At 42.3% G+C, this 24,493-nt stretch carries 23 protein-coding genes; 9 read left to right on the forward strand and 14 right to left on the reverse strand.

The features are described 5' to 3' along the window. Positions 1–115 precede the first annotated feature (115 nt). The 7 genes from G337_RS0122665 to G337_RS27180 form a co-directional block, all read right to left on the reverse strand. Positions 116–433, reverse strand: coding sequence for a heavy metal-binding domain-containing protein (locus tag G337_RS0122665; protein ID WP_028865872.1), 318 nt, complete (start codon positions 431–433; stop codon positions 116–118). Positions 434–647: 214 nt separating this feature from the next. After that, positions 648–1,739, reverse strand: a complete 1,092-nt coding sequence (locus G337_RS0122675; RefSeq protein WP_037028450.1) for a response regulator — start codon at positions 1,737–1,739, stop codon at positions 648–650. A gap of 151 nt (positions 1,740–1,890) precedes the next feature. Beyond that, on the reverse strand, positions 1,891–4,578 hold the full coding sequence (locus tag G337_RS27175) for a hybrid sensor histidine kinase/response regulator (protein WP_084605582.1): 2,688 nt from the start codon (positions 4,576–4,578) through the stop codon (positions 1,891–1,893). A gap of 19 nt (positions 4,579–4,597) precedes the next feature. After that, positions 4,598–5,188 carry a PP2C family protein-serine/threonine phosphatase gene (locus G337_RS0122685; protein ID WP_028865874.1) on the reverse strand — a complete coding sequence of 197 codons (591 nt, stop codon included), beginning with the start codon at positions 5,186–5,188 and terminating at the stop codon, positions 4,598–4,600. Further along, complete coding sequence (locus G337_RS0122690) at positions 5,179–5,589, reverse strand: anti-sigma regulatory factor (protein WP_028865875.1); 411 nt, start codon at positions 5,587–5,589, stop codon at positions 5,179–5,181. The genes G337_RS0122685 and G337_RS0122690 overlap by 10 nt, the downstream gene beginning before the upstream one ends. 155 nt (positions 5,590–5,744) lie before the next feature. Further along, on the reverse strand, positions 5,745–6,176 hold the full coding sequence (locus tag G337_RS0122695) for an STAS domain-containing protein (RefSeq protein WP_028865876.1): 432 nt from the start codon (positions 6,174–6,176) through the stop codon (positions 5,745–5,747). Positions 6,177–6,218: 42 nt separating this feature from the next. Continuing rightward, a complete protein-coding gene (locus tag G337_RS27180) occupies positions 6,219–7,760 on the reverse strand; it encodes a PAS domain-containing protein (protein ID WP_051303545.1) in 1,542 nt (513 codons plus the stop codon). 246 nt (positions 7,761–8,006) lie between these two features. On the opposite strand from G337_RS27180, the gene G337_RS0122705 reads away from it, so the two are divergent. Next, a complete protein-coding gene (locus G337_RS0122705; protein WP_028865877.1) occupies positions 8,007–8,786 on the forward strand; it encodes a hypothetical protein in 780 nt (259 codons plus the stop codon). Positions 8,787–8,843: 57 nt separating this feature from the next. Then, a complete protein-coding gene (locus G337_RS0122710) occupies positions 8,844–9,341 on the forward strand; it encodes a hypothetical protein (protein WP_028865878.1) in 498 nt (165 codons plus the stop codon). An 83-nt stretch (positions 9,342–9,424) separates the two neighbouring features. On the opposite strand, the gene truC is transcribed toward G337_RS0122710, so the two are convergent. Beyond that, complete coding sequence (truC, locus tag G337_RS0122715) at positions 9,425–10,198, reverse strand: tRNA pseudouridine(65) synthase TruC (protein ID WP_157619444.1); 774 nt, start codon at positions 10,196–10,198, stop codon at positions 9,425–9,427. Positions 10,199–10,588: 390 nt separating this feature from the next. On the opposite strand from truC, the gene G337_RS0122720 reads away from it, so the two are divergent. Both G337_RS0122720 and G337_RS0122725 read left to right on the forward strand, forming a co-directional pair. Beyond that, positions 10,589–11,224: an alternative oxidase gene (locus G337_RS0122720; RefSeq protein ID WP_028865880.1), complete on the forward strand. Its 636-nt coding sequence runs from the start codon at positions 10,589–10,591 to the stop codon at positions 11,222–11,224. A gap of 211 nt (positions 11,225–11,435) precedes the next feature. Further along, positions 11,436–12,761, forward strand: a complete 1,326-nt coding sequence (locus tag G337_RS0122725) for an MATE family efflux transporter (RefSeq protein WP_028865881.1) — start codon at positions 11,436–11,438, stop codon at positions 12,759–12,761. A 22-nt stretch (positions 12,762–12,783) separates the two neighbouring features. Here the strand turns inward: G337_RS0122725 and G337_RS0122730 are convergent, their stop codons facing one another. After that, positions 12,784–13,596 (reverse strand): helix-turn-helix domain-containing protein, encoded by an 813-nt coding sequence (locus G337_RS0122730; protein WP_028865882.1) that lies wholly within the window; start codon positions 13,594–13,596, stop codon positions 12,784–12,786. 270 nt (positions 13,597–13,866) lie between these two features. Here G337_RS0122730 and G337_RS0122735 point away from each other — a divergent pair, with 270 nt between their 5' ends. Next, positions 13,867–14,334 carry a GNAT family N-acetyltransferase gene (locus tag G337_RS0122735; protein ID WP_028865883.1) on the forward strand — a complete coding sequence of 156 codons (468 nt, stop codon included), beginning with the start codon at positions 13,867–13,869 and terminating at the stop codon, positions 14,332–14,334. A gap of 126 nt (positions 14,335–14,460) precedes the next feature. Here G337_RS0122735 and G337_RS0122740 read toward each other — a convergent pair whose 3' ends face one another. After that, positions 14,461–15,060 (reverse strand): short chain dehydrogenase, encoded by a 600-nt coding sequence (locus G337_RS0122740; protein WP_028865884.1) that lies wholly within the window; start codon positions 15,058–15,060, stop codon positions 14,461–14,463. A gap of 126 nt (positions 15,061–15,186) precedes the next feature. On the opposite strand from G337_RS0122740, the gene G337_RS0122745 reads away from it, so the two are divergent. Beyond that, positions 15,187–16,104: a LysR family transcriptional regulator gene (locus tag G337_RS0122745; protein WP_051303547.1), complete on the forward strand. Its 918-nt coding sequence runs from the start codon at positions 15,187–15,189 to the stop codon at positions 16,102–16,104. Between the two features lie 129 nt (positions 16,105–16,233). Here G337_RS0122745 and G337_RS0122750 read toward each other — a convergent pair whose 3' ends face one another. Beyond that, entirely contained in the window at positions 16,234–16,536 is a 303-nt protein-coding gene (locus G337_RS0122750; RefSeq protein ID WP_037028455.1) for a hypothetical protein, read from the reverse strand. A gap of 190 nt (positions 16,537–16,726) precedes the next feature. Between G337_RS0122750 and G337_RS0122755 the strand changes: the two genes are divergently transcribed. Both G337_RS0122755 and G337_RS27185 read left to right on the forward strand, forming a co-directional pair. Next, entirely contained in the window at positions 16,727–17,713 is a 987-nt protein-coding gene (locus G337_RS0122755) for a GlxA family transcriptional regulator (RefSeq protein WP_028865887.1), read from the forward strand. A gap of 285 nt (positions 17,714–17,998) precedes the next feature. Further along, the gene (locus G337_RS27185; protein ID WP_051303549.1) at positions 17,999–18,376 is read left to right on the forward strand and encodes a DUF4345 family protein; all 378 of its coding nucleotides are present in this window, start codon (positions 17,999–18,001) and stop codon (positions 18,374–18,376) included. 179 nt (positions 18,377–18,555) lie between these two features. Here G337_RS27185 and G337_RS0122765 read toward each other — a convergent pair whose 3' ends face one another. After that, the gene (locus G337_RS0122765) at positions 18,556–19,308 is read right to left on the reverse strand and encodes a substrate-binding periplasmic protein (RefSeq protein ID WP_028865888.1); all 753 of its coding nucleotides are present in this window, start codon (positions 19,306–19,308) and stop codon (positions 18,556–18,558) included. A gap of 202 nt (positions 19,309–19,510) precedes the next feature. Here G337_RS0122765 and G337_RS0122770 point away from each other — a divergent pair, with 202 nt between their 5' ends. Then, complete coding sequence (locus tag G337_RS0122770) at positions 19,511–20,608, forward strand: PQQ-dependent sugar dehydrogenase (RefSeq protein WP_084605599.1); 1,098 nt, start codon at positions 19,511–19,513, stop codon at positions 20,606–20,608. 44 nt (positions 20,609–20,652) lie between these two features. On the opposite strand, the gene G337_RS0122775 is transcribed toward G337_RS0122770, so the two are convergent. Further along, entirely contained in the window at positions 20,653–23,679 is a 3,027-nt protein-coding gene (locus G337_RS0122775; RefSeq protein WP_028865890.1) for an efflux RND transporter permease subunit, read from the reverse strand. Between the two features lie 3 nt (positions 23,680–23,682). After that, complete coding sequence (locus G337_RS0122780; protein ID WP_028865891.1) at positions 23,683–24,462, reverse strand: efflux RND transporter periplasmic adaptor subunit; 780 nt, start codon at positions 24,460–24,462, stop codon at positions 23,683–23,685. Between the last annotated feature and the right edge of the window lie 31 nt (positions 24,463–24,493).

Raw genomic sequence — 24,493 nt, forward strand, 5'->3', positions numbered from 1 at the left:
ATGACGGCTATACAGCATTTCCCTCTAACACAGAATAAACCCGCTTTAATCTTTGTGCCCGGCTCAGCAGTTACTTTTCTAATTTATAGCGCGCTAATTGATGCCGAACGCCCTGTTATGTTCGAAGCTTTACAGCTGTACCATACGCTAACAATTCTGAAGAGCCATCCATAATTGTACTTGTTGTAAAGCGAATCCCAACAACTGCGTCAGCCCCCAGCATCCTGGCTTCTTCAACTAACCGCTGAACTGCAGTATTTCGAGCTTCCGTCAGCATTTCGGTATAACCACGAAGTTCACCACCAACAATGCCTTTTAAACCAGCCATAATGTCACGGCCAATATGTTTTGACTGCACCACACTGCCCGTTACAACTCCAACTGCCGCTTTAATTTCCTTTCCAGGAACTGTTTCCATTGTTGTCATAATCATTGATATTTCTCCTAGAGCATAATATTTTATCAGGCGGAAAACCCCATGTTTCCACACGAAAAACGCCGCTCGGTTATATTCGGCAGTAGGGTTTACCTGCAGCAGAAAGCGAGAAAAGCCCGTATTTGCAGAAAGCAAAAGGTCGAAAAGCCAAGCTTAAAACCTGAAACGAATCTACAGCACTTCAGCCGCGCATAAACCATAAGAGCACGATTTATTTTTCTAAGTCTTCCTCGGTGTCAGCAAACTCCTGAGCAACTGATTTAACTTGTTCGGATATCTCAAGAAAAGCAACCACCATATCAGGATCAAAATGGCTTCCTTTACCTTCTTTGATAATTTCCAGCGCTTTCTGGTGTGTGAATGCCGGTTTGTAAACCCTTTTACTAATCAGCGCGTCATATACATCGGCTACCGCCATAAGCCTGGCAGATATTGGAATATCGTCACAGGATAACCCTTCTGGATACCCGGAACCATCCCATTTTTCCTGATGGTAATAAGCTATCTCTTTCGCAAAGGTTAAAAAACTGTCGGTTCTAGAGATACTCTTTTCGGCAGCGACAATTGCATCTCGACCATAAACAGTGTGCTTTTTCATCTCCTCAAACTCCTCAAATGTGAGTTTACCTGGCTTAAGGAGAATATTATCTGATACGCCGACTTTGCCGATATCATGAAGAGGGGCGGATTTATACAAGGCAGTAATAACTTCCGGAGTCAGAAAGTCTTGAAAACGCGGATGATCTTTAAGATGGGTCGCCAATAACTTTACATATCGCTGAGTACGGCGAATGTGATTGCCAGTTTCTGGGTCACGTGATTCAGCCAACGCGCCCATTGCCACCATTACGACATCCTGGAGCTCTTCCATTTGCTCTGTTCTTGCAATTACCCTTTCTTCTAGAATTTCGTTCTGCTTTCTTAAAATGTCTTTTGATTCTTTCAGCAGCAGATGATTCTTTACTCGCTCTATTAGAATCGACGGGCATATTGGTTTAGTAATATAGTCGACAGCACCAAGCGACAGTCCTTTTGTTTCATCTTCATTTTGAGCTTTGGCCGTTAAAAATATTATTGGGATATCGCGCGTCGCCTCATTTTCCTTAAGGAATTGACAGACCTCATATCCATTCATTTCCGGCATCATAATATCGAGTAATATTAAATCAGGGAGTTTCTTCTCTATGATTTTAAGCGCCATCTCACCGCTAACAGCAGCCTGGACTGTATAGAAAGGCGAAAGAACCCCCTTCACTACATCAATATTTGCGGGCGTATCATCAATTTCGAGAATTGTCTGCATTTTTGAACTCCTCAGCAATTTCGTTCTCGATTAAGTTTTTTGGAGAACAAAGAGTCTGAAACTAAATTATATAGCTCATTAGGCAGATCTAATGCGGCGGCAGAATTATCGCCCTCTACTGTCTTTCTGAATCGATCTGTTTTTCCTCTCTTTATTTATCAATATTAGAGTAGATTTCAAATAATTCCGCAAAAACCAACTGAGCTTGTTCAAAGTTATAATTTCCTAACTCTTTTTCAAGTTGTTTAGCTGACTGCTCTAATGCGGTCCCCTGAACACAATCCACTATAGCCTCACAAGTTTCTAATGAGGCGGAATCAAAATTGTCTATTTCAGTAAATAGTCTTTGTATTAATGTCCCTACTTTTTTCAAATCAAACTCAACATTGCTTACTGCGGGTTTTCTTTTTTCTAAAGCAGTCCCAATAATCTCTATCGTCTCATGTAGTTTTCGCGCTGTTTCTGCCATCAACTGCGGTAGCTCTTTATTACTGTTTTTTCCGATGGCCATTTCAAGTTTTTCTGCCTTTTCTTGTAAACCGGCCGCACCAACATTTCCAAAAACACCTTTAATAGTGTGAGCGATAAGAAGCGCCTCTGCCCTGTCTCCGTTATTCAAACTTTCCTCTATCCGATCCACTGCATCAGCTTGAGTTTCGACAACTTTCTTTAAGGTTTTACAATAGGCCTTAATATTGCCGTTCATTCGGGCAACGGCTAATTCCACATTAAATCCAGGTAAACAGGGCATCTCCTGCTGTTCGCTGCTATTCGCTATTTCAGCCAGGCGCTCTTCTAATTCTTCTGGCACTTCTCTGTCAGCAGGCTCAATCCACTCAACTAGAGCACTATACATATTTGCAGGGTCTATTGGTTTGGTAACATAATCATTCATGCCTGCTTGCAGCGCTTTTTCTCTGTCACCGGACATTGCATTAGCGGTCATTGCAATTATCGGCAGCTGCTCAAGTCTTAACTGCCCTCTAATAGCGCGTGAAGCTGTATAGCCGTCCATGATCGGCATTTGAACATCCATTAGCACAGCGTCGAACTGATTGTTTTTTAATATATCAAGACACTCTTGCCCGTTGTTAGCTACAGTGACAAGCAGTTTTACAGCTTCAAGAAGCTCTGTTGCAACTTGTTGATTAACTTCATTATCTTCTACAAGTAAGATGCGAGCACCTTTAATTGACTCGGTAATATTATTCGTTAGATCCTGTTTATCCAAATCAATAAGTTCATTGCCAATTTTTCCATAGACACCGGAAAATATACAGTCAAAAAGACTTGAGGCGGAAACTGGCTTCGATAAAAAACCGGCAAGTTCAACTTTTTCTACCCTTTTTATTATTTCATCCCGTCCATATGATGTAACCATAACTATTTTAGGCTGCGGGATAAGCTCACGGTGATTTTGAATATGCTGACACGTTTCAATACCGTCCATACCCGGCATTTTGTAATCCATCAAAATCAAATTGTAGGGGTTATGCTGACTGCTGGCCTCTAAAATACGCTCAACTGCAGCCGCCCCCGTCTCCACAGTGTCAACAGCAATCGAAAACGAACGAATAATAGTACTTAATATTTCACAAGACTCGTGACTATCATCAACAACTAATATTCGCAAGCTGTGTAATTCTTCAGGCACGACCTTACGACTAGGAAGGTTTTTTGTCTGCTTACCGAAACGGGCAGTAAAAGAAAAGGTGCTGCCTATACCCGGCAGGCTGTCTACGCCGATTTCACCCTCCATCATTTCAACCAGGCGTTTACTTATGGTAAGACCGAGTCCAGTTCCACCAAACTTTCTCGTAGTGGATGAGTCGGCTTGTGAAAATGCTTGAAACAAGTGTTCTATTTGTTCTTCTGTCATGCCGATCCCGGTATCGTGAACGGAAAAATGCAGCATGACGGAGTCGTTTTGTTCTTCTATAAGTGTGCTTTTAACTATTATTTCACCCACATGCGTAAATTTGACCGCATTATTGGTTAAGTTAATTAAAACTTGCCCCAACCTTAACGGATCTCCTATCAACGCCGTTGGAATTTTAAGACTGGTCGAAAGTAGAAATTCTAAGTTTCTTTCATTAGTTTTAACAGTAATCAAGCTGCTGACATTATCTAACACTTCTTCTAAATTGAAAGGGACATATTCTATATCAAGTTTACCAGCTTCAATTTTGGAGAAATCTAGAATATCGTTGATAATACCCAGCAAAGAGTTTGCTGCAATGCTGGTTTTATTAATGTAGTCCTTCTGTTTTCGAGTAAGATCGGTCTGCAGTGCCAAGTGACTCATACCAATAATTGCATTCATAGGTGTTCGAATTTCGTGGCTCATATTGGCAAGAAAATCACTTTTAGCCTGGGTAGCCGATTCAGCCTGTTTAATTGCGTCTTTTAGTTCTTCAACAAGCTCTTCTCGACTGAGCTTATTTATCATACTTTCAGCAGAGGCAATCCATTTATCGGACGGTAAAAAAGAGGTATCATTGAGTAGTTTAAACACTCTGAACTCTTGCTCCCCCTGGTCACTGGAAATAATAGAGGCATGGTCAAATAAATACTTAAATCTGCTGGAGCTAAACTGTTTTGTCACACCTTGAAAGACCATAAGTAACCCCAGTCTTTCATTTAGTTTGTCAAGACATACATGCACACAAAAACAATTCCTATTTCCTAACAAAGCCCAGCAAATTTCTGAAGTGACAGTCGCTAGACGAGTCGCTTCCACTGAACTGAATTTCAAATCCAATGAAAGTTTCCGAATTTTGTTTCGGCAATGAACAATAGAGTCCTCGTTTCCTATGGAAATAGTGCCCAGCGTTAACATGCTTTATTCCCTAATCAAATTACTTGAAACGAATGACAGCACAAGCCGCATCATCATTTTTTTTACCGAATTTTTCAATCAAGTTATTTGCAATTGTTTCGGCATCATCCCTTAGTATTTCAGGATAATCATTTACGTCGAAGCGGCTTGTTATTCCATCGCTATGTAAGATTAGAATATCTCCACCGGTCATTTCTATCACTTTCTCTTGAGGGGTTCTTATGTGGTAGCCAATAACTCCGTCTTGAGTAATCTCGTGCTTCGAAAAACGTCCAAACCGCCGCAGATAAATATTTCCAACACCGACATAGCGGAACTGGCGGGTTTCATAATCCAGTTTACCAATAATAGCCACCCCGCCGCGAGTACCACGTATTTTTTCATGAAGCTCACTCATAAGAGCGGCTAAATCCATGTGTTTGTTCGTTAGGATGAATTCGCGGCAAATTAAAGCAATTGAATGTGCTTCTTGTCCATGACCAGCGCCGTCTACAATAGCGACAAACAAGTGGTCTTCTTCAAAAAAAATAAAAACCGTATCGCCGTTAACCCGTTCAAGCGCTTTTTCAGCAATGAAGCAATCGACTATATTTCGACCTGTCAGATCCATTTTCTGACCGTAACTTTAGTTCCTAATCCAACGCGGCTGTCTATTTTAAAATCATCCATTAATCTTTGCGTTCCGGGAAGACCGATGCCCATCGTGCCGCCAGTACTAAATTCCTCTTCCATCGCCTTTGTTATATCTTGTATTCCAGGCCCCGCATCTTGTGCAACAACTTCAATACCTCTTTTTGAACCTTCTTCAACAGCACCAAGGTTTATAGTTCCTGTTTCAGCATAGACAAAAATGTTGCGCGCCAGCTCACTGACAGCCGTTGAAATCATATATTGACAGGCCTTTGAAAAACCAAGCTCCTTAGCGTAGTTTTTGGCATCCAGAGCGGCATGAGCCACATCAGTCTCACTTTTAACATCCAGATTTATTGTTTCTAACTTTTGTTGAATCATAGACTGCTTCCATTAATACCATTCTAGATACATATCTGATCTTTTATGCTGGTAAAAATCAACCATCTCTGCATTATAAGTTTTGTAAAGGGAACAACCATTTACTTACCTAGAATGATATAATTAACCAACATCTGCACTAAAATATTTTTATACTATGCGGGATTATTATCCTCTTGTTCAGAAAAATCATATCCAACAACATCTTCACTTTCTGCATTCTCTAAGTTATTTACCTCAAACTCATTTGACGGCACCAAAACTGTCAGCGCGTCTTCTAAGCTCATAGTGGTGGTGACATCATCAACCTTCAAATCAAGATCAATAATCGAAGCGACGACGCCAGGATTTAAGCCGGTGATCACTGCCGGAAAACCCAATATTTTAATCATCTGCACAGTTTCCAATAAAATCTTCCATAGAATACTGTCGATGATTTGAACTCCAGAAAGATCAACGATAACTCCCTTAACGTGCCTTACATGAACCTGTTCAAGTAAACTTGTCTGGATCTTTTGCGCGGCTTCTTTGGAAAGTTCCTCTTGAAACGGAACCACTAGGCAGTCTTGGGTTTCATACGTAATCATTGAAGTACTCTCACAGAACGGCTCACATTAAAAACTATACATTTAGTTATTTTTCATTTCTTTCAATTGGACCCCCATATTTTTGAGCGAGGTCTCTACACCGTCTTTAAGTGTTGACTGAGTCAAAATATTACCCAAATCTATACCTAAATTAACCAGTGCCTGAGCAATTTCAGGAGAAATACCAGTGACAATGCAGGTACAGCCCATTAATTTAGTGGCTTTAGTGACTTTTATCAGATGATTAGCGACGGCACTATCAACAGCAGGAACACCTTGAATATCCAGTATAAGAACCTTTGCCTGGTAATCTACAATCTTCTGCAGTGCTGTTTCCATGATCAACTGAACACGCTTGGAGTCAACTAACCCGACAATGGGCAGTAATAAAAGGTTGTCCCACAATCTCATGATCGGAGTAGACATTTCCATAATCAGTGCGGCTTGTTTAGCACTTTCTCTTTCGCGTCGTTTTTGTTCAGTTACGTCTGCGGCAATCTTTAAGATCTTAATAGGCTTGCCGTTCAAATCAAAAATCGGATTATAGGTCGCTTGAATATAGGTTTCTCGACCGCTCTTTCCGATTCGTTTATATTCTCCTGAATTATATTCACCGCGGTTTAATTTCTCCCAAAACTCTTTATATTCCTGGCTGTTTACAAACGACTCTTCACAGAAAACTTTGTGGTGCTTTCCCTGCACCTCTGCTAGTGAGTAGCCGAGAATATTTAAAAAATTATCATTAGCAGTAATAACCGTGCCGTCCATATTGAACTCGATAGTCCCTTGGGACTTATCTATAGCATCAATTTTTCCTTCGAATTCCGCGTTCATTAATTTTTGTTTTGTAATGTCAGTGGCTATCTTGATAACTTTTGTAAGCTTACCATTCAAATCATAAATCGGATTGTAGGTTGCCTGAATATAGACTTCTCGGCCGTTCTTTCCGATACGTTTGTATTCTCCTGAATCGAATTCTCCGCGATTCAGTTTCTCCCAAAATGCTTTGTACTCCGGGCTTTTCGAGTACGATTCCTCACAAAATATTCTATGGTGCTTTCCCTGCACTTCTTCTAATGAGTAGCCGAGAATATTTAAAAAATTATCATTAGAAGTAATGATAGTTCCGTCCATATTGAACTCGATAGTTCCTAGAGATTTATCTATCGCATCAATCTTTCCTTCGAATTCCGCATTCATTAATTTTTGTTTTGTAATATCTGTGGCTATCTTGATAACTTTTGTAAGTTTCCCATTTAAATCATAAATCGGATTATAGGTTGCCTGAATATAGACTTCTCGGCCGTTCTTTCCGATACGTTTGTATTCTCCAGAATCGAATTCTCCGCGATTCAGTTTCTCCCAAAATGCTTTATACTCTAGGCTTTTCGAGTACGATTCCTCACAAAACATTCTGTGGTGCTTTCCCTGCACTTCTGCCAGTGAATAGCCAATAATATCTAAAAAATTATCATTAGAAGTAATGATAGTTCCGTCCATATTGAACTCAATTATTCCTTGAGATTTATTAATAGCACTAACAATTGCTTCGAAATTACTGACCTCTGCTTCATCCTTTGTCATGATTTATTATTCCCCGGAAGATTTAATTGTCTTAGTGAGTGTAGTTCAGACAATAAAATGATGCTCGAGTAAAACTAATCACTTCATTATCAATTTCAAAGTATTTAGATATGTATCCTCACAAGTGCAAAAGTGTATTTATTATTCCGCCCGGCGTTTATTACACCTTTATATTTCCTTGACTAAATCACAGTGGATGGCTGATAGTTGAATAGGTAAATAAGAAGATGGCAGGAGGCTGGAACAGTGAAAATTATCAACATTGTATTCATATGTCTTGTTTCCTGCTTCGGTCTATTTACCCCTTCAGGATATGCGGGCGAAGCCGATCCGGAATTTGTAATCAACATCGGACGACAGCAGGGATCATTTGCCGCTTTTGTCTACGAACGGGTGTACTCAAGGCTCATGCCTAGACTGGGATTCATACCGGTATTTAAATACCTGCCTGCAAAACGTTCCTTACATGAAGCTAATTTGGGAATTACAGATGCCGATGCCGGACGCATCGAAGGCGTTGAAAAAGAAGATGTCGGCAGTAATCTGATCCGAATAGATGAGCCCGTATATATTGATCACCTGTCGCTGTTTGCCGTAAAACCGCTGCAGATCAACGGCAGTGGCTGGGAGATATTTGTTGAGCTGTACCGCAGAGAGGAGATTGTGCCGATTGCAGTTCAAGGAATAGTGGCCGTCAAAGTTCATATGCCGGAGGAGGTTTATCGCCATGCATGTCTGGTGAGGAACATTGACCTGGCGCTGCATAATTTAAGAAAGCCGAATGGCAACCGACGGCGCGATATTTTAGTTCATGCTGAAAGTGAGACGATGGATGCGATAAAGAGACTGAATATTAGCGACGTCAAAAAAATTAAACGCCTTAATCTACATGTTCTTTATCCCGTTATTCATAAACGCTGGCAGCATATCAGTAAAGCGATGGAAGCAGAATTAAAAAAGATGAAAGCAAACGGTGAATATCAGGAGATTCTATTACAGGTTGAGAATGAATTCTTTGTACAATAGGCGCTGAGGCAGTTAAGCTATTAGGATAAATCACCACAAAAATATAGGAAGCAGTAAATGAAATTTAAACAACTAACAGCGCTAACCTGCTGTTTTTACTTAAGCGGCTGCGCATATTTCTCCAGCCCGACATACTCGGTTGAAGAAGGCATAATTACTACCGCTGATGTAACCATTACTGCACTTGACGATTCCTATAAATTAACCAGCGGAGAGCGCTTTGAAACACCTCACCAGTCTGGTATCGGCGGCTCTGTCGACGAAGTAAAAAGCAGTACGGACAAGGTCTTAACAGAGCATAAAGGCAAAAAAGTCCGTGTCAGCCTTGCTGATAAAAACGTAGAATTATATGGTGTATTAACCTTTTATGAGATCAATAACAGCGCAGACTGCCGAGGTTTAGCAACAACCAGCCATACCATCATAATCCCTAAAAAAGTGATTAAGCAGGCACTAAACGGTGAAACTGCAGTCGTGTATGATTATTACACCTGCGCAGGAACTGATACTGAAACCACTTCATGGGTCCTGTGGTTATCAAAAGAATCATTTTAGCAGCGCATTGCTAAAGTACTCAGCGGCTGTCCGAAGCAGTTGCAAGAGTCAATGCAGACACAATAAGTGTCTGCTTCATGCGGCTAAACCTGCAGCCCTAATGTTACTAATAATGATTTAAATTCATTATCAAGCGGTGCATGTATCTCTACTTTATGCCCGCTTACCGGATGCCTGAAAGCAAGATAAGCAGCATGAAGCAGCAGACGATGGCTGGCAAATTCTTCCCTGAACATTTTATTATGCGGGCCGTCACCATGTGTTGTATCTCCGATAATCGGGTGGCACAGATGTTTTAAATGGCGGCGCAGCTGATGCCTTCTGCCTGTTTTCGGACTCAACTCCACCAGCGAATAGCGTGACTGCGGATAAGGACGCACCGCAATCGGCAGTTCACACTGTGCGATCCCCTGATAATCAGTCACTGCGGGCTGTGCTTCACTGTCTGGATCGGCATGTTTATCTGCAATTCGGTCCAGTTTCTTTTTCAACGCATAATCCAGCCTGCCCTCGCCGATATGCCCTCTTACCACTGCTAAATAACGTTTTTCTGTACTCTGCTGTGCAAACTGCTCCATCAAATCCGTAGCATGGGATTTATCCAGTAGAAACAGTAATACGCCGGATGTTGCCCGGTCAAGGCGGTGCGCAGGGTAAACTTCCCGGCCGATCTGATCACGTAATTTCTGCACCGCAAACTCTGTTGCATGGCTGTCCAGCCAGCTGCGGTGTACTAATAAGCCCGAGGGTTTATTAATGGCAATAAGCTGCTCGTCTTGATAAATAATATCAAGCTTCGGGCTTAGGTTATTAAGCACTGAATCTTGTTCGTTTAGTGATTCATTATTCTCAGGCATTAAATTTCTCATTCATTAATCGTTCAATATACTCATTATCTCAGCGGCGGCAGATGCTGACAAATTAAAATAAGCCTAGGTATATGTTTAAACTGTATGTATCGGCCCTGTAAATATTGATTTAGATCAACAAACTTTTATCAAGATGCATCCTGCCAAAACCATTAAATTCAGCAACATTTCCGTTACATGCAAGGCGTTTTTTGTAACAAACTTATCTGCAGTACCGTTAAACACAGAAGCAAATGTTAAATCCATCTAATGACAGTAAATTGATGTATTTAACATATGCCTTTATGGGTAATTTCAGACGAGCCAAACCATTGACCTAGATCAATTTTCATTCTAATTTGCACACAGCTTATTATTAATCTTAACCGAGAGGCCACCATGGAAAACTTCCAATTATCCCATCAAAAACCCAGCAAAGTTTCTGAATATATTGCTTATAAGATCACCCAGACTTTAAAGTTTCTTCTCAATATTTTTTACGGCAGTAAATATGCGAAACGCGCCGTGATCTTAGAAACCATAGCCGCCGTACCCGGCATGGTAGCCGGGATGTTCAACCATCTCAAAGCACTGCGCCGTATGCGCGATGACCAGGGCTGGGTACGGGAGTTATTAGACGAAGCAGAAAATGAACGTATGCATTTAATGATCTTTTTAGATATCGCTAAACCCACCTGGATTGAACGCACGCTGGTATTATTAGGCCAGGGTGTTTTTTTAGTGGTGTACAGCTTCCTGTACCTTGTATCGAGCAAAACTGCGCATCGGGTAGTGGGTTATTTTGAAGAGGAAGCGTGCAAGAGTTACAGCGAGTACTTAGAGAAAATTGACCAGGGGGTAGTAGAGAATACAGCGGCACCGAGTATAGCGATTAACTATTACCAGCTGGACAGTAATGCAAAATTAAGAGATGTAATACTGCGTATCCGTGAAGATGAAGCCGCCCATCGCGACCGCAACCATGAATTTGCAGACTCTTTTGAGTCAGGCACCCTGCCTGCCCACCAGCAGTAATGACCTTCAGTGAACCGCATTAAGCGGTTCACTTTTTCGAATAAAAAAGAAAGGCACGCTTAAGCCCTCCTGCTGCCGATGACTTTCACAATATGCACAGTCCCATAAAAACTAAAAATATGCCGATTTTTAACAAATCCAAGCTCTGCCTGTCCTGCTTTATAAAAGTTAAAGTGTCTGTCTAAATTATTACCGACTAAGAGAGACCTCCATGGATTTTGGACATGACCCGATAAAGCGTTTATTTTTCAAATTATACTGGCCGACATTAACCGGAATGCTGACAATGGCGGCTTACCAGCTGGCTGACGGCATTATTGTAGGTTATGTTGTCGGCACCAAGGCGTTAGCCGGCATAAGTATGAGCTTTCCCGTTTTGTTCACTGCAGTCTCGCTTGCGATGCTGATCGGCATCGGCAGCAGCATGACGGCCGCAATAAAATTAGGAGAAAAGCAGTCCGAGGCAGCCAATCGTATTTTCCACTACAGCTGCAGCCTTTCTCTATTGATATCCATTATATTAGCGAGTGTATTGCTCGCATTTATAGATACATGGATTAATCTGCTTGGAGCTAGTGCTGATATCCAGATCTACCTAAAAGAATATTTAACTTTCTGGGCGATCTTTCTGCCTGCGCTCTTTATACGCTTTAGTTTCAGCTTCTTTATTAATAACGATAAAGCTCCCCATATTTCACGTAATGCCAATATAATATCCAGTATTGTGAATGTTCTTCTGGATCTGCTGTTCGTCCTCGGTTTTGAATGGGGATTAAAAGGGGCTGCTGTGGCAACGGGTCTTTCTCAAGCTCTTGCCGTTATTTATATGGGTTATCATTTTTATCTTGGGAAAAACAGCCTTTCCTTTGCAGGTTATAAGTTTAAGGTACGGGATCACGAACAAAAACGAATTTTAGGATTAGGTTTTCCGCTTTTTATTTCAGAAATATCAGGGGCACTGGCTTTCGCCTGGCTGAACAAAGCCGTCATTTATCAAGGAGGAAGCGAAGCTGGAGCCGCATTAGCCACCATTAATTTCACTCTATTTTTTGTAATGAAATTTCTTGTCGGAACGGCTTTCTCGGCACAACCCGTATTTGGTTTTAATTACGGAGCGAATAACCACCAACGAGTTGAAGAGCTGCTCAATTTTTCATTAAAGTTCGTTTTTATGGTAGGCGCTCTGGCTTACCTCTTAATCTACCTGTTGTCGGGACAAATCGTCATTCTTTTTAATGTGGTTAACCCTGAAGAAGCGGCATTAGCAACTCAGGCGCTGCTGTTATTCTACCCCGCCACAGCCTTTATGGGTGCTAACCTGCTGCTGGGAGCTTATTTTCAATCGCTGGAAAAAGTAAAAACAGCGGCTAACCTAGGCCTTATTCGAGGTTTTGTTTTAGTCGCTGTATTTTTAATGCTGTTACCAGAATTCTTCGGCCTGACCGGGGTTTGGCTGGCGATCCCTTTAGCTGAGCTGCTGACATTTTTGATCGCCCTGCCTTTGATTTTTCCTAAAAAGAAACAGCTGTTAGTATGATTTTCACAAATAAACCAGCGAGTTAGCTATTCAACCGCTGGTTTTTACGCCACTGAGCCGGAGTAAAACCAGTCACCTTTTTAAACTGGCGGATAAAATGGGTTATATCTTTCCAGTCTAATTCACTGGCAATTTCCTGAACAGATAAAGAACTATGGGATAATTGATACGAGGCTTTCTTTACTCTTGCTTGACAGATCCACTCCCCAACAGTAAACCCCGTTTCTTTTTTCACTGTTGCGGCTACATGGGAAGATACCCGGTGCACCGCGGCAGCGACTTCTTTTAGTGAAATCGCACTGCGGCAGTTTTGATGAATAAATTTTAATGCTTGCGATACTAGTGGACTAACTGGTTTTCGGCAGCCTTTTAAGCTTATACCCCGGTAAATATCAGCGAAGATTATTGACAGATAAGAGCACAACAGAGGTGTTGATTCTGGACCTGAACGGCTGCTCTCACTGCTTAAGCCTTCTAAAATCTGAAGCAAAAAAGGAAGCCTGTCAGCATCTACCGGCACAGCAGGAAACGAACCATCGATAACCTGTTGAAACGGCTGCATCAGCAGGCTGTCTTCATCAACTCCCAAACAGCCGACACAAAAAGAAACTAAATACATATCGACATTTTCGGCCCTTAACAGCCTGTGCGGTATTCCCGGAGGAATAATAACGACAGCTGGAGCTGTAATTTTTATGCTTGAACCGTATAGCATCTCGATAACACCTTTGCAGAGCAAAGCAAGCCGGTGTTCTGGGTGATGGGCTGTATGGCTGTGCTGTTCAAAAGACAAATCAGCCAAGTAATCAACTTTTACATTATGAGCGTGTTTCATAGTATTCCCTTCCAGCACCAATCAAAATATCAGCCGATTTTATCTTATAATTGACTCTACTGCATTCTATGCCGACAAACTAATATAGCCGTTATCATTCAAGATGCAAAAATCAGCAAGTCGTAAGGTGAACAGGTTCTAAGCGTGAAGGTGAAGATCTAACGGCTATATAAGCACACTGTTAAGCTGCCTAAAAATTAATGCATATTAATAAGACTGTAGATATCGACTTTCCGATAACAGCTTATCTTTATATTAGGAAATACAACAATGACTAAAAAAACATGGAAAATACGCAAAGCTGAACTATCAGATGCACACGGCTTGTCGCAGTGCATGTACAATGCTTACAGCCGTCTTAGAAATAAATTAGGCGGGCAGGATCTGCCCCCTATGCAGCTTGACTATCAACAAGAGATCCGCTCATATCCGGTCTGGACGGCTTACTCTGCAGATACATTAGTCGGCGGACTTATCCTGCTTCATGAAGCAGACTATACGACAATAGCAAATATTGCTGTACACCCAGATTTTCAAGGGCACGGCCTGGGACGAGGTTTGATTGAGTTTGCCTTGAAACAGGCAAGACTGCATGGCAGCCGGGAAGTAAGACTGGTCACCCACGCGCTGCTCACGGAAAATATCTCCTTATATTCATACCTGGGCTGGAAAGAATACCAACGCAGCGGCAGTAAGGTATTGATGAGAAAAGCGCTGCCGGACAATCATACAATGTGACATGTTAAGCTTCGCAAAACTGCAGACATCCACTGCCCGCGTATATCTTGAACAGACAGAAAAAAGATGAGCCGGAAGACTCATCACTTTTCTTGAATAAATTTAATATGTTAAGCAGCTTTATTATTACACATAATCAATAACATCAAGAGTTTCCCCGTGCATATTACCATTAACAGCCACAGCATAAACTTTAGCTGTGTCAGCGGCAGATATACCTGAACTTGGATCCATTCCCATCATGACCATGGTTTCCTTAACAAACCCGGGAGCAACAACATTGATCCGCAATTGCTCCAGCTCCAGAGCAGCCGCTTTAACAAAGCTTTCCAGCGCACCGTTTACCATGCTGATGGACGCACTTCCGGGCATAGGCTGACGGGATAATATACCAGAGGTAAGGGTAATTGAGCCCTGCTGAGTGATATAGTTCTGACCAATACGAAATAGATTTATCTGCCCCATCAGTTTGTTATTTAACGCTAACTCAAAATCTTGATCACTGTGCAGCGCTAACGGAGCAAAGTTTGCAAGACCTGCGCTGCAGACAACCGCATCAACTTCTCCAACCTGCTCAAACATCGCCTTAATGGATTCCGGATTTCCCAGATCAACTTTTACATCACCATCTGAATATCCAGCGGCAACAATCTCATGTTTTTCAGATAACAGTTTAGCAGCTGCTTTGCCGATAGTGCCTGTTGCGCCGATAATTAAAATTTTCATTACTTTTCTCCAGTATAAATTTACTCTGCTCTATACAAACCAGGGAATTGATTTGCTTAACTTGTATTTCATCTTACGCTTGTGATGTAATGAGAAAAATAACCTAACAATGAAATCATTATTCACATGAAGAGAAATATAGACCTAATAACTGCAATGCGTACTTTTTTGGTGGTTGTTGAACTGCAGAGTTTTAGTGCGGCTTCGAGAAAGTTGAATATTGTTGTTTCTGCGGTAAGCAGACAGGTAGCAGACTTAGAAAAACATTTTGCCAGTCATTTACTGTACCGAACGACCCGAGCGATGCACCTGACATCCGAGGGCGAATATTATCTGGTGCAGATCAAGGAATTAATTGAGCGTTTAGATCACCTTGAAGCATTTGCCAGTGAGAGCCAACAGACGATAGCCGGGCACCTTAAAATAACAGCCCCTCAAAACAGTTCCCTAATCGGCCTGCAGCAGTCAATTGGAGATTTTTTATCTTTACACCCTAAGGTTAAAATTTCCTGGTCATTGATGAACCGCTACGTTAATTTAATCGAGGAAGGAATTGACTTAGCGCTGCGTGTCGGGGAGTTGTCTGATTCTAATTTAATCGCACGTCCTTATGGTGAATTAAAAATTCTTTTTGTTGCCAGCCCGGATTATTTAGAAAAACACGGCATGCCGGCCTGCCCGGAAGAGTTAAGTAAACATAACTGCATTTTAGACAGTTCCAGCCGCCAGCCCGGACGCTGGGTTTATAAACAAGGCGCAAAAGAGAAACACGTTAGAGTCACTGCCAATATTGATATTAATCATGGAGAAATGGTTGCTCAGTTTGCGGCTGCCGGCCACGGCGTTGCCCAGCTGCCGGATTTTTTAGTAGAGCACTTTATTGAAAGTGGTGAACTGGTCTCTATTTTAGATCATTTTGTGATTCCGCCGATCCCGATGTTTTTAGTATATCCAGCTAACCGCATGAAAAGCCCGGTATTAAAAGCACTGATTGAATACCTGCTCGAAACAAAAAAGAGGGAAAAGGCCAAGGCGTTCAGCTAATTTATAAAGGAAAAAACACCATTCCCGAACTCAAAACAAAAATATGTATTTAAAGAAGTTTAAGCGGCTATATTTAGTAAGAAGCAATACAGCTCTTACTAAATAAAATACAGTTATGCGATGCTCTGACTAAAGCTGCATTTCCATACCAATAAGCGTTCCTAGAGGCTTCAAAGGCTGAAGAGGAATTAAGTCGAATTCAATCAATTCGGCTTCCACTAACGGAAGTTCTGCCAGCATACTTTGTGCTGCTTTTGTGTCAGCAGACTCCAGCATAAAGACCACTCCGGGGCGATCGGCTTTAAACCAAAAATTACGTATACTTCCCTGCAAGTAGGCTTCGAGCGTATGTTTTACCTCTTCTTCTAAAAATGGAGCAAATTTATCTGGTGTTATCCCTTCTTTTTGTCTGCTTATCGCCAATATTTGCATAATACATTCCTCATATCTTAACAGGTTCATTTTTTACAAATTCAAAAACCTGAGTGGTGTGCTAATACGTTTGGAAACCTTCGTTTTCGCTTCGCTCCAAACTCTCAGATGTAATATACTGTTTGACAACCTTCCTCGTAAGCATCATAAAGGACTAATAAAGTCTGATAAGGACAGCAAAGGTTATAATATGAAACAAGTAGTAATTCTGGCTTCTGAGCACTGTTTGTTCTCTAGTGTTGGCGGGCCTATGGACATATTTCTGCAGGCAGGAAGATTATGGAACGGCATAGTGGGAGAGACTCCTTCACCATACTTTGATGTAAAAATAGTCACCTTAGACGGCCAGTCTGTAATGGCGACCAATCAAGTTGTTATCACCCCACACTGTTCAGTGGATGAAATTGAAAATACTGATTTAATATTAATTCCTTCTCAGGGTTTCAATTTTAGAAACCAAGATGATGCTTTTTTTAAGAAAGTTCACTGGCTCAAAAAATGTTATGAAAGAGGTGCCGATTTAGCAAGTATGTGTACAGGTGCATTTACCCTGGCTGCAACAGGCTTGTTAGATGGAAAGTCCGCAACAACTCACTGGGGGGTTGCAGAAGAGTTTAAAAAAGCTTTTCCGAAGGTGATATTAAGAACTGACTTAATGGTAACTGATGAGGGACGGCTTTTCTGCAGCGGCGGAGTGACCGCAGATCTTAACTTGTCACTATTTCTCATTAATAAATATTGTGGAAAAGAAGTCGCTCTGCAAACTTCCCGCTGCACGCTAATTGACTTAGGACGAATAGCACAACAGCCATTTACCATGTTTATACCTGAAAAAAACCACCTGGATGCGCAAATACTGAAAGTCCAGGAGTGGATGGAGGACAATTTCAATCATAACCTAGCAAATGAAACTCTCGCTCAAAAAGTAGATATGAGTACACGCAATTTCAACCGGCGATTTAAGGCTGCTACAGGAACAACCGTTGTGAATTACGTTCAGCTGCTTAGAACAGAAAAAGCCAAGAAGGAATTAGAAGACGGCAGAAAGTCTTTTGACGAAATTTCCTATAACGTTGGCTACGAAAATGTAAGTTTTTTTAGGCGGCTATTTAAAAAACACACGGGCTTGTCCCCTAAGGAATATCAGCAAAAGTTTTTTCGATTTGTCGAAGCCTAATATTGAAAAAATTCTACATTCTTAATTGCTGATAAGCCGCTATGCCTGCTTACAAGTGAGTTTTGTCGAAGAAGCCTCATTAAAGATATACCTGTCAATGAGCAGGTTTCATTTAGCATCTCCAAGTTGGCCTAATTAGACTTTAATTGTCAATTATGGAGCTTGTGAATAATCTAGCGAAGTTTATCCTTTAGTCCTAGCAGAGTGATGCTAAGTCGTTTGAGGGGAACTCTTGGACTTAACCAAACTTATATAATCAAAAGTAATTTTTAAAGGAGCTTCATAATGGAAACTGTAATACAAAGTTTGCTAGGTCTGAGTTGTTTGTTTTTAGCATGTCTAGGTATAAAAACAATGTTTTCACCCAAGTCGATGGTTGAAATTCTAGATATTGAAATAGAAACGGCAGCAGGACTCAATACGGTTCGCGGCTTTCTCGGAGGTTTGTTCATTGGTAGTTCAACTCTGTTAGCAGCAGGGCTTATCACCGCTAATACAACCTTTATTCTGTCAGTAGCAATAACCATGAGTGCCGTTGTTATCGGCCGCTGTGTTGGAATCGTTATTGACGGTTATAATAAAAAAGTCCTCTTCCCATTGGCCGCTGAGATTATTATGACAGCAGCTTTTATTGCAGCCTATACACAACTAGGAGCCGTTTAAGTCGTTTTTAAATTTAATGCTGGTTTATTTGCAAGCAGGAAAATTATCTTGAATAAATCATTATATTAAAAGTTGTGTTACAAGATGCTTTGAATCGAGGTTTACAGCCGTGCGCTTATTGAAGTGGCGAGAACTAGGTACTGCTAACTGCTAACTGCTAACTGCTAACTGCTAAAAGTTTAATCATTACTTATATAGCTATCTATGATCTTCTGAATTGTACCGTCTTGTTTCATTTTGTTTATTGCCGCATTAATAGGCACCAGCAGCTCCGGTCGAGAGATATGAACACGAACCTTTAACTCTGAACGATTGATAACCGGACCTATTTCAATTTCTAAGCCCCGATCTTTTAATATTCTGCTGTTTTTAAGCGCATAAAAAAGTGCGGTTCGATCAATAATGCCTGCATCAGCTCTTTCCAAAGCCACCTTCTGTATTTGTGAAATATTATCGCCGCTGTCACTGCGTATAAAGAACTCACTGCCGACATAACCATAACCGCGAACAGTTGAGATTACCTTACCCTGCAGATCTTCATATTTATTAAACTCAAACGGCTTGCCAACAGGGAAAATCAGCACCTCTTCAACAGTCATTACCGGGTCAGTCCACAAGGAAACTTCAACCTGTTCTTCTGAGGATCTCCAGGCTTCGTTTACACAGCACTCTATCTGCACATGCCCCTCTTTAAACCTTTTTTGTGCTCTTTTAAGAGGGAAAGGCTGATCTGCAGCTAGTGAAAAGACAATACGCAGATCAAGCTGAAGCATAATATCATTCAGAATACCGCTGATATTATTGGAATGAACAATCCAATAAGGGCTCCAGCTTTCATCTGCTATAGAGTACTTCGCTGGTTGTGAAAAGGATGAAACGGACGAGCTGAGCAATAAAGCAAATAAAACGAACTGCTTACAAAGTTTAGACATAAACCTAACCTTCTACTTCATCTACGGCGCTTTTCTATAGTTTAGACGCAAACGTGGTTTTATAGGTTATTCAGAAGCATAGGATTAATATAAATCCTTTTTCTTAGATCTGCGTCTTTTGCTTTCAGTATAAAAATTGATTTTCCCCATGCGCAGCAATGAGGCTATGCTCAATAAAGATTCCGATACAGAGATAAAAATAATGAAAGTGACCCTGTTAGCATTAAGCTTTTTACTGCCGTCCTTATCCTCTGCGCTGCCGCTGGATAAAATACAACTGCCGCAGGGATTTAGTATCGAGGTCTATGTCGATAATATAAATAACGCCCGGCAGATGGCGCTGGGCGGCAGGGGCACTCTTTTTGTCGGCAGCCGCCGGGCCGGTAAGGTATATGCGGTGACTGATTCTAACCACGATAATCACGCCGACAGCGTAATCGAAATTGCATCGGGACTGTATCTGCCCTCGGGAGTCGCATTTTATCAGGGAGACCTGTACGTCGCAGAAGTGAATAAGATCTGGCGCTATGCCGATATTGAATTCGACCTGCCGGCCGTCCCTGAACCTGAGCTTGTTTACGACAAGTTACCCGACAAGTTTCATCACGGCTGGAAATTCATTGCCTTCGGCCCGGATAAGCAGCTTTATATTCCTATCGGTGCCCCCTGCAATATCTGCATAAGTGATCCGCCTTTTGCCAGCATCATTAAAGTGGATCTGCAGACAAAATTATCAACGGTTGTCGCTAAAGGTGTACGCAACAGTGTCGGCTTCGACTTCCATCCGCAAACCGGTGAGCTGTGGTTTACCGACAACGGCCGCGACATGATGGGCGATAATCTGCCCGATGATGAACTCAACCATGTATCACAGCCGGGCCAGCACTTCGGCTTTCCCTATGTGCATAGTGAGAAGATCCTGGATCCCTATTATGGACATGGTCATAAGCCGCAGGACTACCGTAAACCTGCATTAAAACTTGGCGCTCATGTAGCCGCACTGGGCATGGAATTCTACAGCGGCAGTCAGTTTCCCGCTGAATACCGGGGTAATATATTTATCGCCGAACACGGTTCCTGGAACCGCAGTTCCAAGGTCGGCTACCGGGTGGTGCGCGTCATTCTCGACGGCAGTAAAGTGGTTGACTCACAGGTATTCGCATCGGGCTGGCTGCAGGGAGAAAAAAGCTGGGGACGCCCTGCTGCGGTACTGACCATGCCGGACGGCTCACTGCTTGTATCAGATGATGCGGCCGATGTTATTTATCGAATTAGTTATCATGGGAAAAAACAGCCCTAATACTGATTTTCATTTTAATAACTCACCGGCGGCTGCACAAGTATTCAAGAGCAGCTTAACTGTTCGGCGCTTTTCACTTGAGTTTTTCGCTGCATTACCCATAGGTACAGCGACGGCACCACAGTTAATGTTACAAACATTGAAACAACACAGCCCCATCCGACAACTAATGCCATTGGAGACATGTAGTTATCATAACCTCCCATGCCGTAGGCTAATGGAATTAAACCTGCCACTGTAGTAATAGTGGTCAGCACAATGGGACGCACACGGCTTTGTGTCCCCTGGATCACAAAATCGACCAGATTCTCCGGCTCACACTTCTCCCGGGTCTCTTTAAAGTGCCAGATCAATACCAGGCTGTTATTGACCATAATGCCGATCAGCGCGATCATTCCAATAATTGAAAAGAAGCTCAGTACTTGATTGTGGGCAAATAAGATAAATAACGCCCCGCTGATCCCGAAAGGGATCACCGATAAAACAATTAAAGATTCGGTGAAACGATCAAAAAGCAGACACAGCAAAGTAGTAATACCAACAAATGCCATCAGAATCGCTACGGCAAAACCTAATTGAGCTTCCTGTGTTTCCAGAATCTGCCCTGTTGCCACTAAACGTGCCCCTTGGTAATCCTTACCTGCAAACTGCGTTTGTACCTGAGTAAAAACGTTAACAGGATCGGTCACCGCTGAATCAACCCCGGCAGATACTCGAATAACACGCTCACCGTTAAAATGACTAATTCGCGCCTGCGCATCGCTCTGTTCCCAACGAACTAACTTACGAAGCGGCACCAGACTATTATCGCCGGCACGCACCATAATGTTATCCAGCTCATCCAAGGCTTTGTCATCGTCCTCAATACCAACACGGAAAAACACCTCTTCTTCACCATTGAAGATACGCGTGACGCGTTGTCCGTCTACAGCATATTTAATTACCTCACCGACTTGTGCCGCACTGATATTGTAATAATTTAACCAGGAATACTGCAGCTTAGCCTCAATTTGCGGGGCTGGTGCATTCAGATCGCGGCGCGCACGAGTGGTACCGGCAATGCTTTTCAGGTAGTCAGCTAATTCGTCAGCCATTTTCTCACGACCTGCATCGCTTCCCCCCACAACTCGAATATCCACCGGCCGCCCGACCGGAGGCCCGCCGCCGTCAATATCAAACTCAATCTGCGCCAGTCCGGTTATTTTACTGCCCTGTAGCTCCCAAGCTTCGACAATCTGTTCAGCGGTTAGCGTGCGGTCATTTGGCGGCGTAAGGGATATCACCCAACTGCTGCCCGGAGATCCGACTTCGCCATACCAGGCTGCGACTTCAGGTGTTGATGCAAATACAGCTTCCAGCGCCTGCGTCTCTTTCCACACTTGATCGAGCGACAGCTCAGGATCTGCTTCTGCACTTACTTCAATTAAATAAGCACCATTTGTTGGAAAAAACAGAAAGCTCAATTTGTTATAAGAAAGCAGAGCAAGGCCAAAAAATACAACAATCGACAAGGGTAATATCATTTTATGTCTAGGGATAACCCAGGCAATAAAGCGGTTTAAGCCAGCCAGATTGATGCGTGTTTTCTTCTCAATTTTGCTATTATTCTGCAAAATACCTTTGAGGTGCGCAGGAATAAAAAACAACGCATCTAGAAACGAGAAACACAGCGCAACAATGACAGTCAACGGGATCACATACATCATTTTCCCGCTGTTGCCAGGTAAAAGCAGCAGAGGAATAAAGGCAATCATAGTGGTCAGTATGCTCGCGACGACAGCAGGAAAAACACTTTTAACACCGTTGCGTACGGCATTTTCGACAGACTGCCCTTGTTCAACCAAAGAGACTATTTTATCGCTTACCACCACCGCATCATCAACAATAATGCCGATAATTAAGATCAGTGCCGACAGGGTGTAAGCATCCAATATTTGGCCAAGTGAAGGCAGTATTGCGAGTGTACCTAAAATACACACGGGAATAGATACCGCAACCCAAAAGGCAATACGCTTATCTAAAAACAGCGCCAGGGTGACCAGTACTAAAATCAAACCAACCAGACCATTACTTTTTACAATATCGAATTTAGCTTTTATTTCATTAGCAAGGTCAAAACCTACCGATAATGAATACCGCTCGCCTAACTGCAGCTGGGTTTGTGCAAGCAGCTCATTCACTTTTACTGAAGTGTTAATTACATCGGCGCTTTCACTGGTGCGCAGATCAAACATAATGCTTTTTTTGCCGTTAACCGAGCCAAAAACATCACCTTTTTCAAAGCCTTGTACAAGTCCGCCGCCAAGATCTTTTAACTGCACTTTAGGGCGAAAAGAGACAAACATCTCACCTAGTTTTTCGATGCTGTCCAGCTCAGCTGTGGTAACAAGTTCAGGGTTATTTTTAAGCTGCTCTAACCGTCCGCCGCTGATTAAAGTGTTACGTTCAGTAAGCAGAGTTCCAATTTCATTTAATGTAAAACCATAGCGTTTAAGAGACTTAGGCTCTAATTGTATTAAAAACTCAGGTGCACGAAGGTCAATGGGGTTAACCTCACCAATACCTTCAACACGCCTCAGTGCCAGCTCTAATTTTTTTGCCTTTTCTCGCAGCTCGCTATAGGAGACATCCCCTGATATGCCCACCACCATAAAATCTAAACTGTAGGATTTTTTAACCGCTAAAGCCGGGGCTTCTGTCACTCCGGCAGGCAGATCCGAGACGCGTGAAACGGCATCACGTATATCCTGATAAACCAGTTCAGGGTTTGTGACACTACTGTCTAACGCGAGTTCAATGTTAGATATCCCCGTTTCTGAATTAGAAGTGAACTCTTTTATTCCTGAAATAGATAACAGCTCTTTTTCAATTTTACTGGTGATATTACTTTCAACATCAGATGCAGTTGCGCCAGGGTAGACTGTGACAATATTGGCTTTTCCCAGATCAAAACGCGGCTTTTCAGCCAGAGGCAGTTTGATCATTGCCAGCAAACCAAGTGCGATTAAAGCACAGGTTAATATTTTCGAGGCTAAGCGCCTTTGTGATAAATATTCTAATAACTTACTCATTTTTTAACCTTTTGAGTCTTCTAAAATAACATGCGCCTGCATTCCCGGCTTGAGCTCCCCTTTGGGATTATTCACATCCACCTCAACCATAAATCCGGGATCCTGTGCCTGAAAAGCGGGAGAAACAAGCGTCACTCTGCCTGTCACGCTCTGCTGTAACGAAGGGATCTTTACCTCAACTTTATCCCCTTCAGCCACCTCACTAAGATCTGACTCTAAAAGATAAAAGCGCACTTTCACCACACTCATATCTATCACTGTGTAGAGAGGGTCCCCGACAGAAATAAACTGCCCCAGCTCCACGCTGCGGGTAAGAATAATGCCGTTAAACGGGGAATCTGGTGTGGATTTAGCAAAAAACCGCCGCGCAATATCATATTTTGTGCTGCTGACATTAAACTGTGCGCGACTGATATCAGTGACACGACGCTGCTCATCAAAAACACTTGCTGAAATACCTTTAGTTTTATAAAGCGACTGATAACGTTTCAGCTGCTTCTCCTGCGCGTTTAGTTCACTTTGACTAACGTCTAACTCGTATTTGGCCAGTTCGACACTCAGCGTATTATCTTCAACTGAAAGTGCCAGCAGGTTTTCACCCTGCTCAACACGGCTGCCGACTTTTTTATAATAAGCATCAACCACACCGCCGACCTCACTTCGTATAACAACCTGCTTTGCAGGTACAAGCAGACCCACAACATAGTTATTATCTGCAGCTGCAGCAGAGGTATTAACGGCAGTGCTAAGCAGCACAACAATGGAAATTAGTTTTTTGAGCATGACAACTCCTGTTAAATTGTTTGAACTAACG

Origin of the sequence: Psychromonas aquimarina ATCC BAA-1526, from assembly GCF_000428725.1 — a bacterium.
In the GTDB taxonomy this organism is placed as follows: domain Bacteria; phylum Pseudomonadota; class Gammaproteobacteria; order Enterobacterales; family Psychromonadaceae; genus Psychromonas; species Psychromonas aquimarina.

Bases quoted from the DNA above. Each gene is read 5' to 3' on its own strand.
- G337_RS0122665 (WP_028865872.1), bottom strand. From the start codon at position 433: ATGATTATGACAACAATGGAAACAGTTCCTGGAAAGGAAATTAAAGCG.
- G337_RS0122675 (WP_037028450.1), bottom strand. From the start codon at position 1,739: ATGCAGACAATTCTCGAAATTGATGATACGCCCGCAAATATTGATGTA.
- G337_RS27175 (WP_084605582.1), bottom strand. From the start codon at position 4,578: ATGTTAACGCTGGGCACTATTTCCATAGGAAACGAGGACTCTATTGTT.
- G337_RS0122685 (WP_028865874.1), bottom strand. From the start codon at position 5,188: ATGGATCTGACAGGTCGAAATATAGTCGATTGCTTCATTGCTGAAAAA.
- G337_RS0122690 (WP_028865875.1), bottom strand. From the start codon at position 5,589: ATGATTCAACAAAAGTTAGAAACAATAAATCTGGATGTTAAAAGTGAG.
- G337_RS0122695 (WP_028865876.1), bottom strand. From the start codon at position 6,176: ATGATTACGTATGAAACCCAAGACTGCCTAGTGGTTCCGTTTCAAGAG.
- G337_RS27180 (WP_051303545.1), bottom strand. From the start codon at position 7,760: ATGACAAAGGATGAAGCAGAGGTCAGTAATTTCGAAGCAATTGTTAGT.
- G337_RS0122710 (WP_028865878.1), top strand. From the start codon at position 8,844: ATGAAATTTAAACAACTAACAGCGCTAACCTGCTGTTTTTACTTAAGC.
- truC (WP_157619444.1), bottom strand. From the start codon at position 10,198: ATGCCTGAGAATAATGAATCACTAAACGAACAAGATTCAGTGCTTAAT.
- G337_RS0122720 (WP_028865880.1), top strand. From the start codon at position 10,589: ATGGAAAACTTCCAATTATCCCATCAAAAACCCAGCAAAGTTTCTGAA.
- G337_RS0122725 (WP_028865881.1), top strand. From the start codon at position 11,436: ATGGATTTTGGACATGACCCGATAAAGCGTTTATTTTTCAAATTATAC.
- G337_RS0122730 (WP_028865882.1), bottom strand. From the start codon at position 13,596: ATGAAACACGCTCATAATGTAAAAGTTGATTACTTGGCTGATTTGTCT.
- G337_RS0122735 (WP_028865883.1), top strand. From the start codon at position 13,867: ATGACTAAAAAAACATGGAAAATACGCAAAGCTGAACTATCAGATGCA.
- G337_RS0122740 (WP_028865884.1), bottom strand. From the start codon at position 15,060: ATGAAAATTTTAATTATCGGCGCAACAGGCACTATCGGCAAAGCAGCT.
- G337_RS0122745 (WP_051303547.1), top strand. From the start codon at position 15,187: ATGAAGAGAAATATAGACCTAATAACTGCAATGCGTACTTTTTTGGTG.
- G337_RS0122750 (WP_037028455.1), bottom strand. From the start codon at position 16,536: ATGCAAATATTGGCGATAAGCAGACAAAAAGAAGGGATAACACCAGAT.
- G337_RS0122755 (WP_028865887.1), top strand. From the start codon at position 16,727: ATGAAACAAGTAGTAATTCTGGCTTCTGAGCACTGTTTGTTCTCTAGT.
- G337_RS27185 (WP_051303549.1), top strand. From the start codon at position 17,999: ATGGAAACTGTAATACAAAGTTTGCTAGGTCTGAGTTGTTTGTTTTTA.
- G337_RS0122765 (WP_028865888.1), bottom strand. From the start codon at position 19,308: ATGTCTAAACTTTGTAAGCAGTTCGTTTTATTTGCTTTATTGCTCAGC.
- G337_RS0122770 (WP_084605599.1), top strand. From the start codon at position 19,511: ATGAAAGTGACCCTGTTAGCATTAAGCTTTTTACTGCCGTCCTTATCC.
- G337_RS0122775 (WP_028865890.1), bottom strand. From the start codon at position 23,679: ATGAGTAAGTTATTAGAATATTTATCACAAAGGCGCTTAGCCTCGAAA.
- G337_RS0122780 (WP_028865891.1), bottom strand. From the start codon at position 24,462: ATGCTCAAAAAACTAATTTCCATTGTTGTGCTGCTTAGCACTGCCGTT.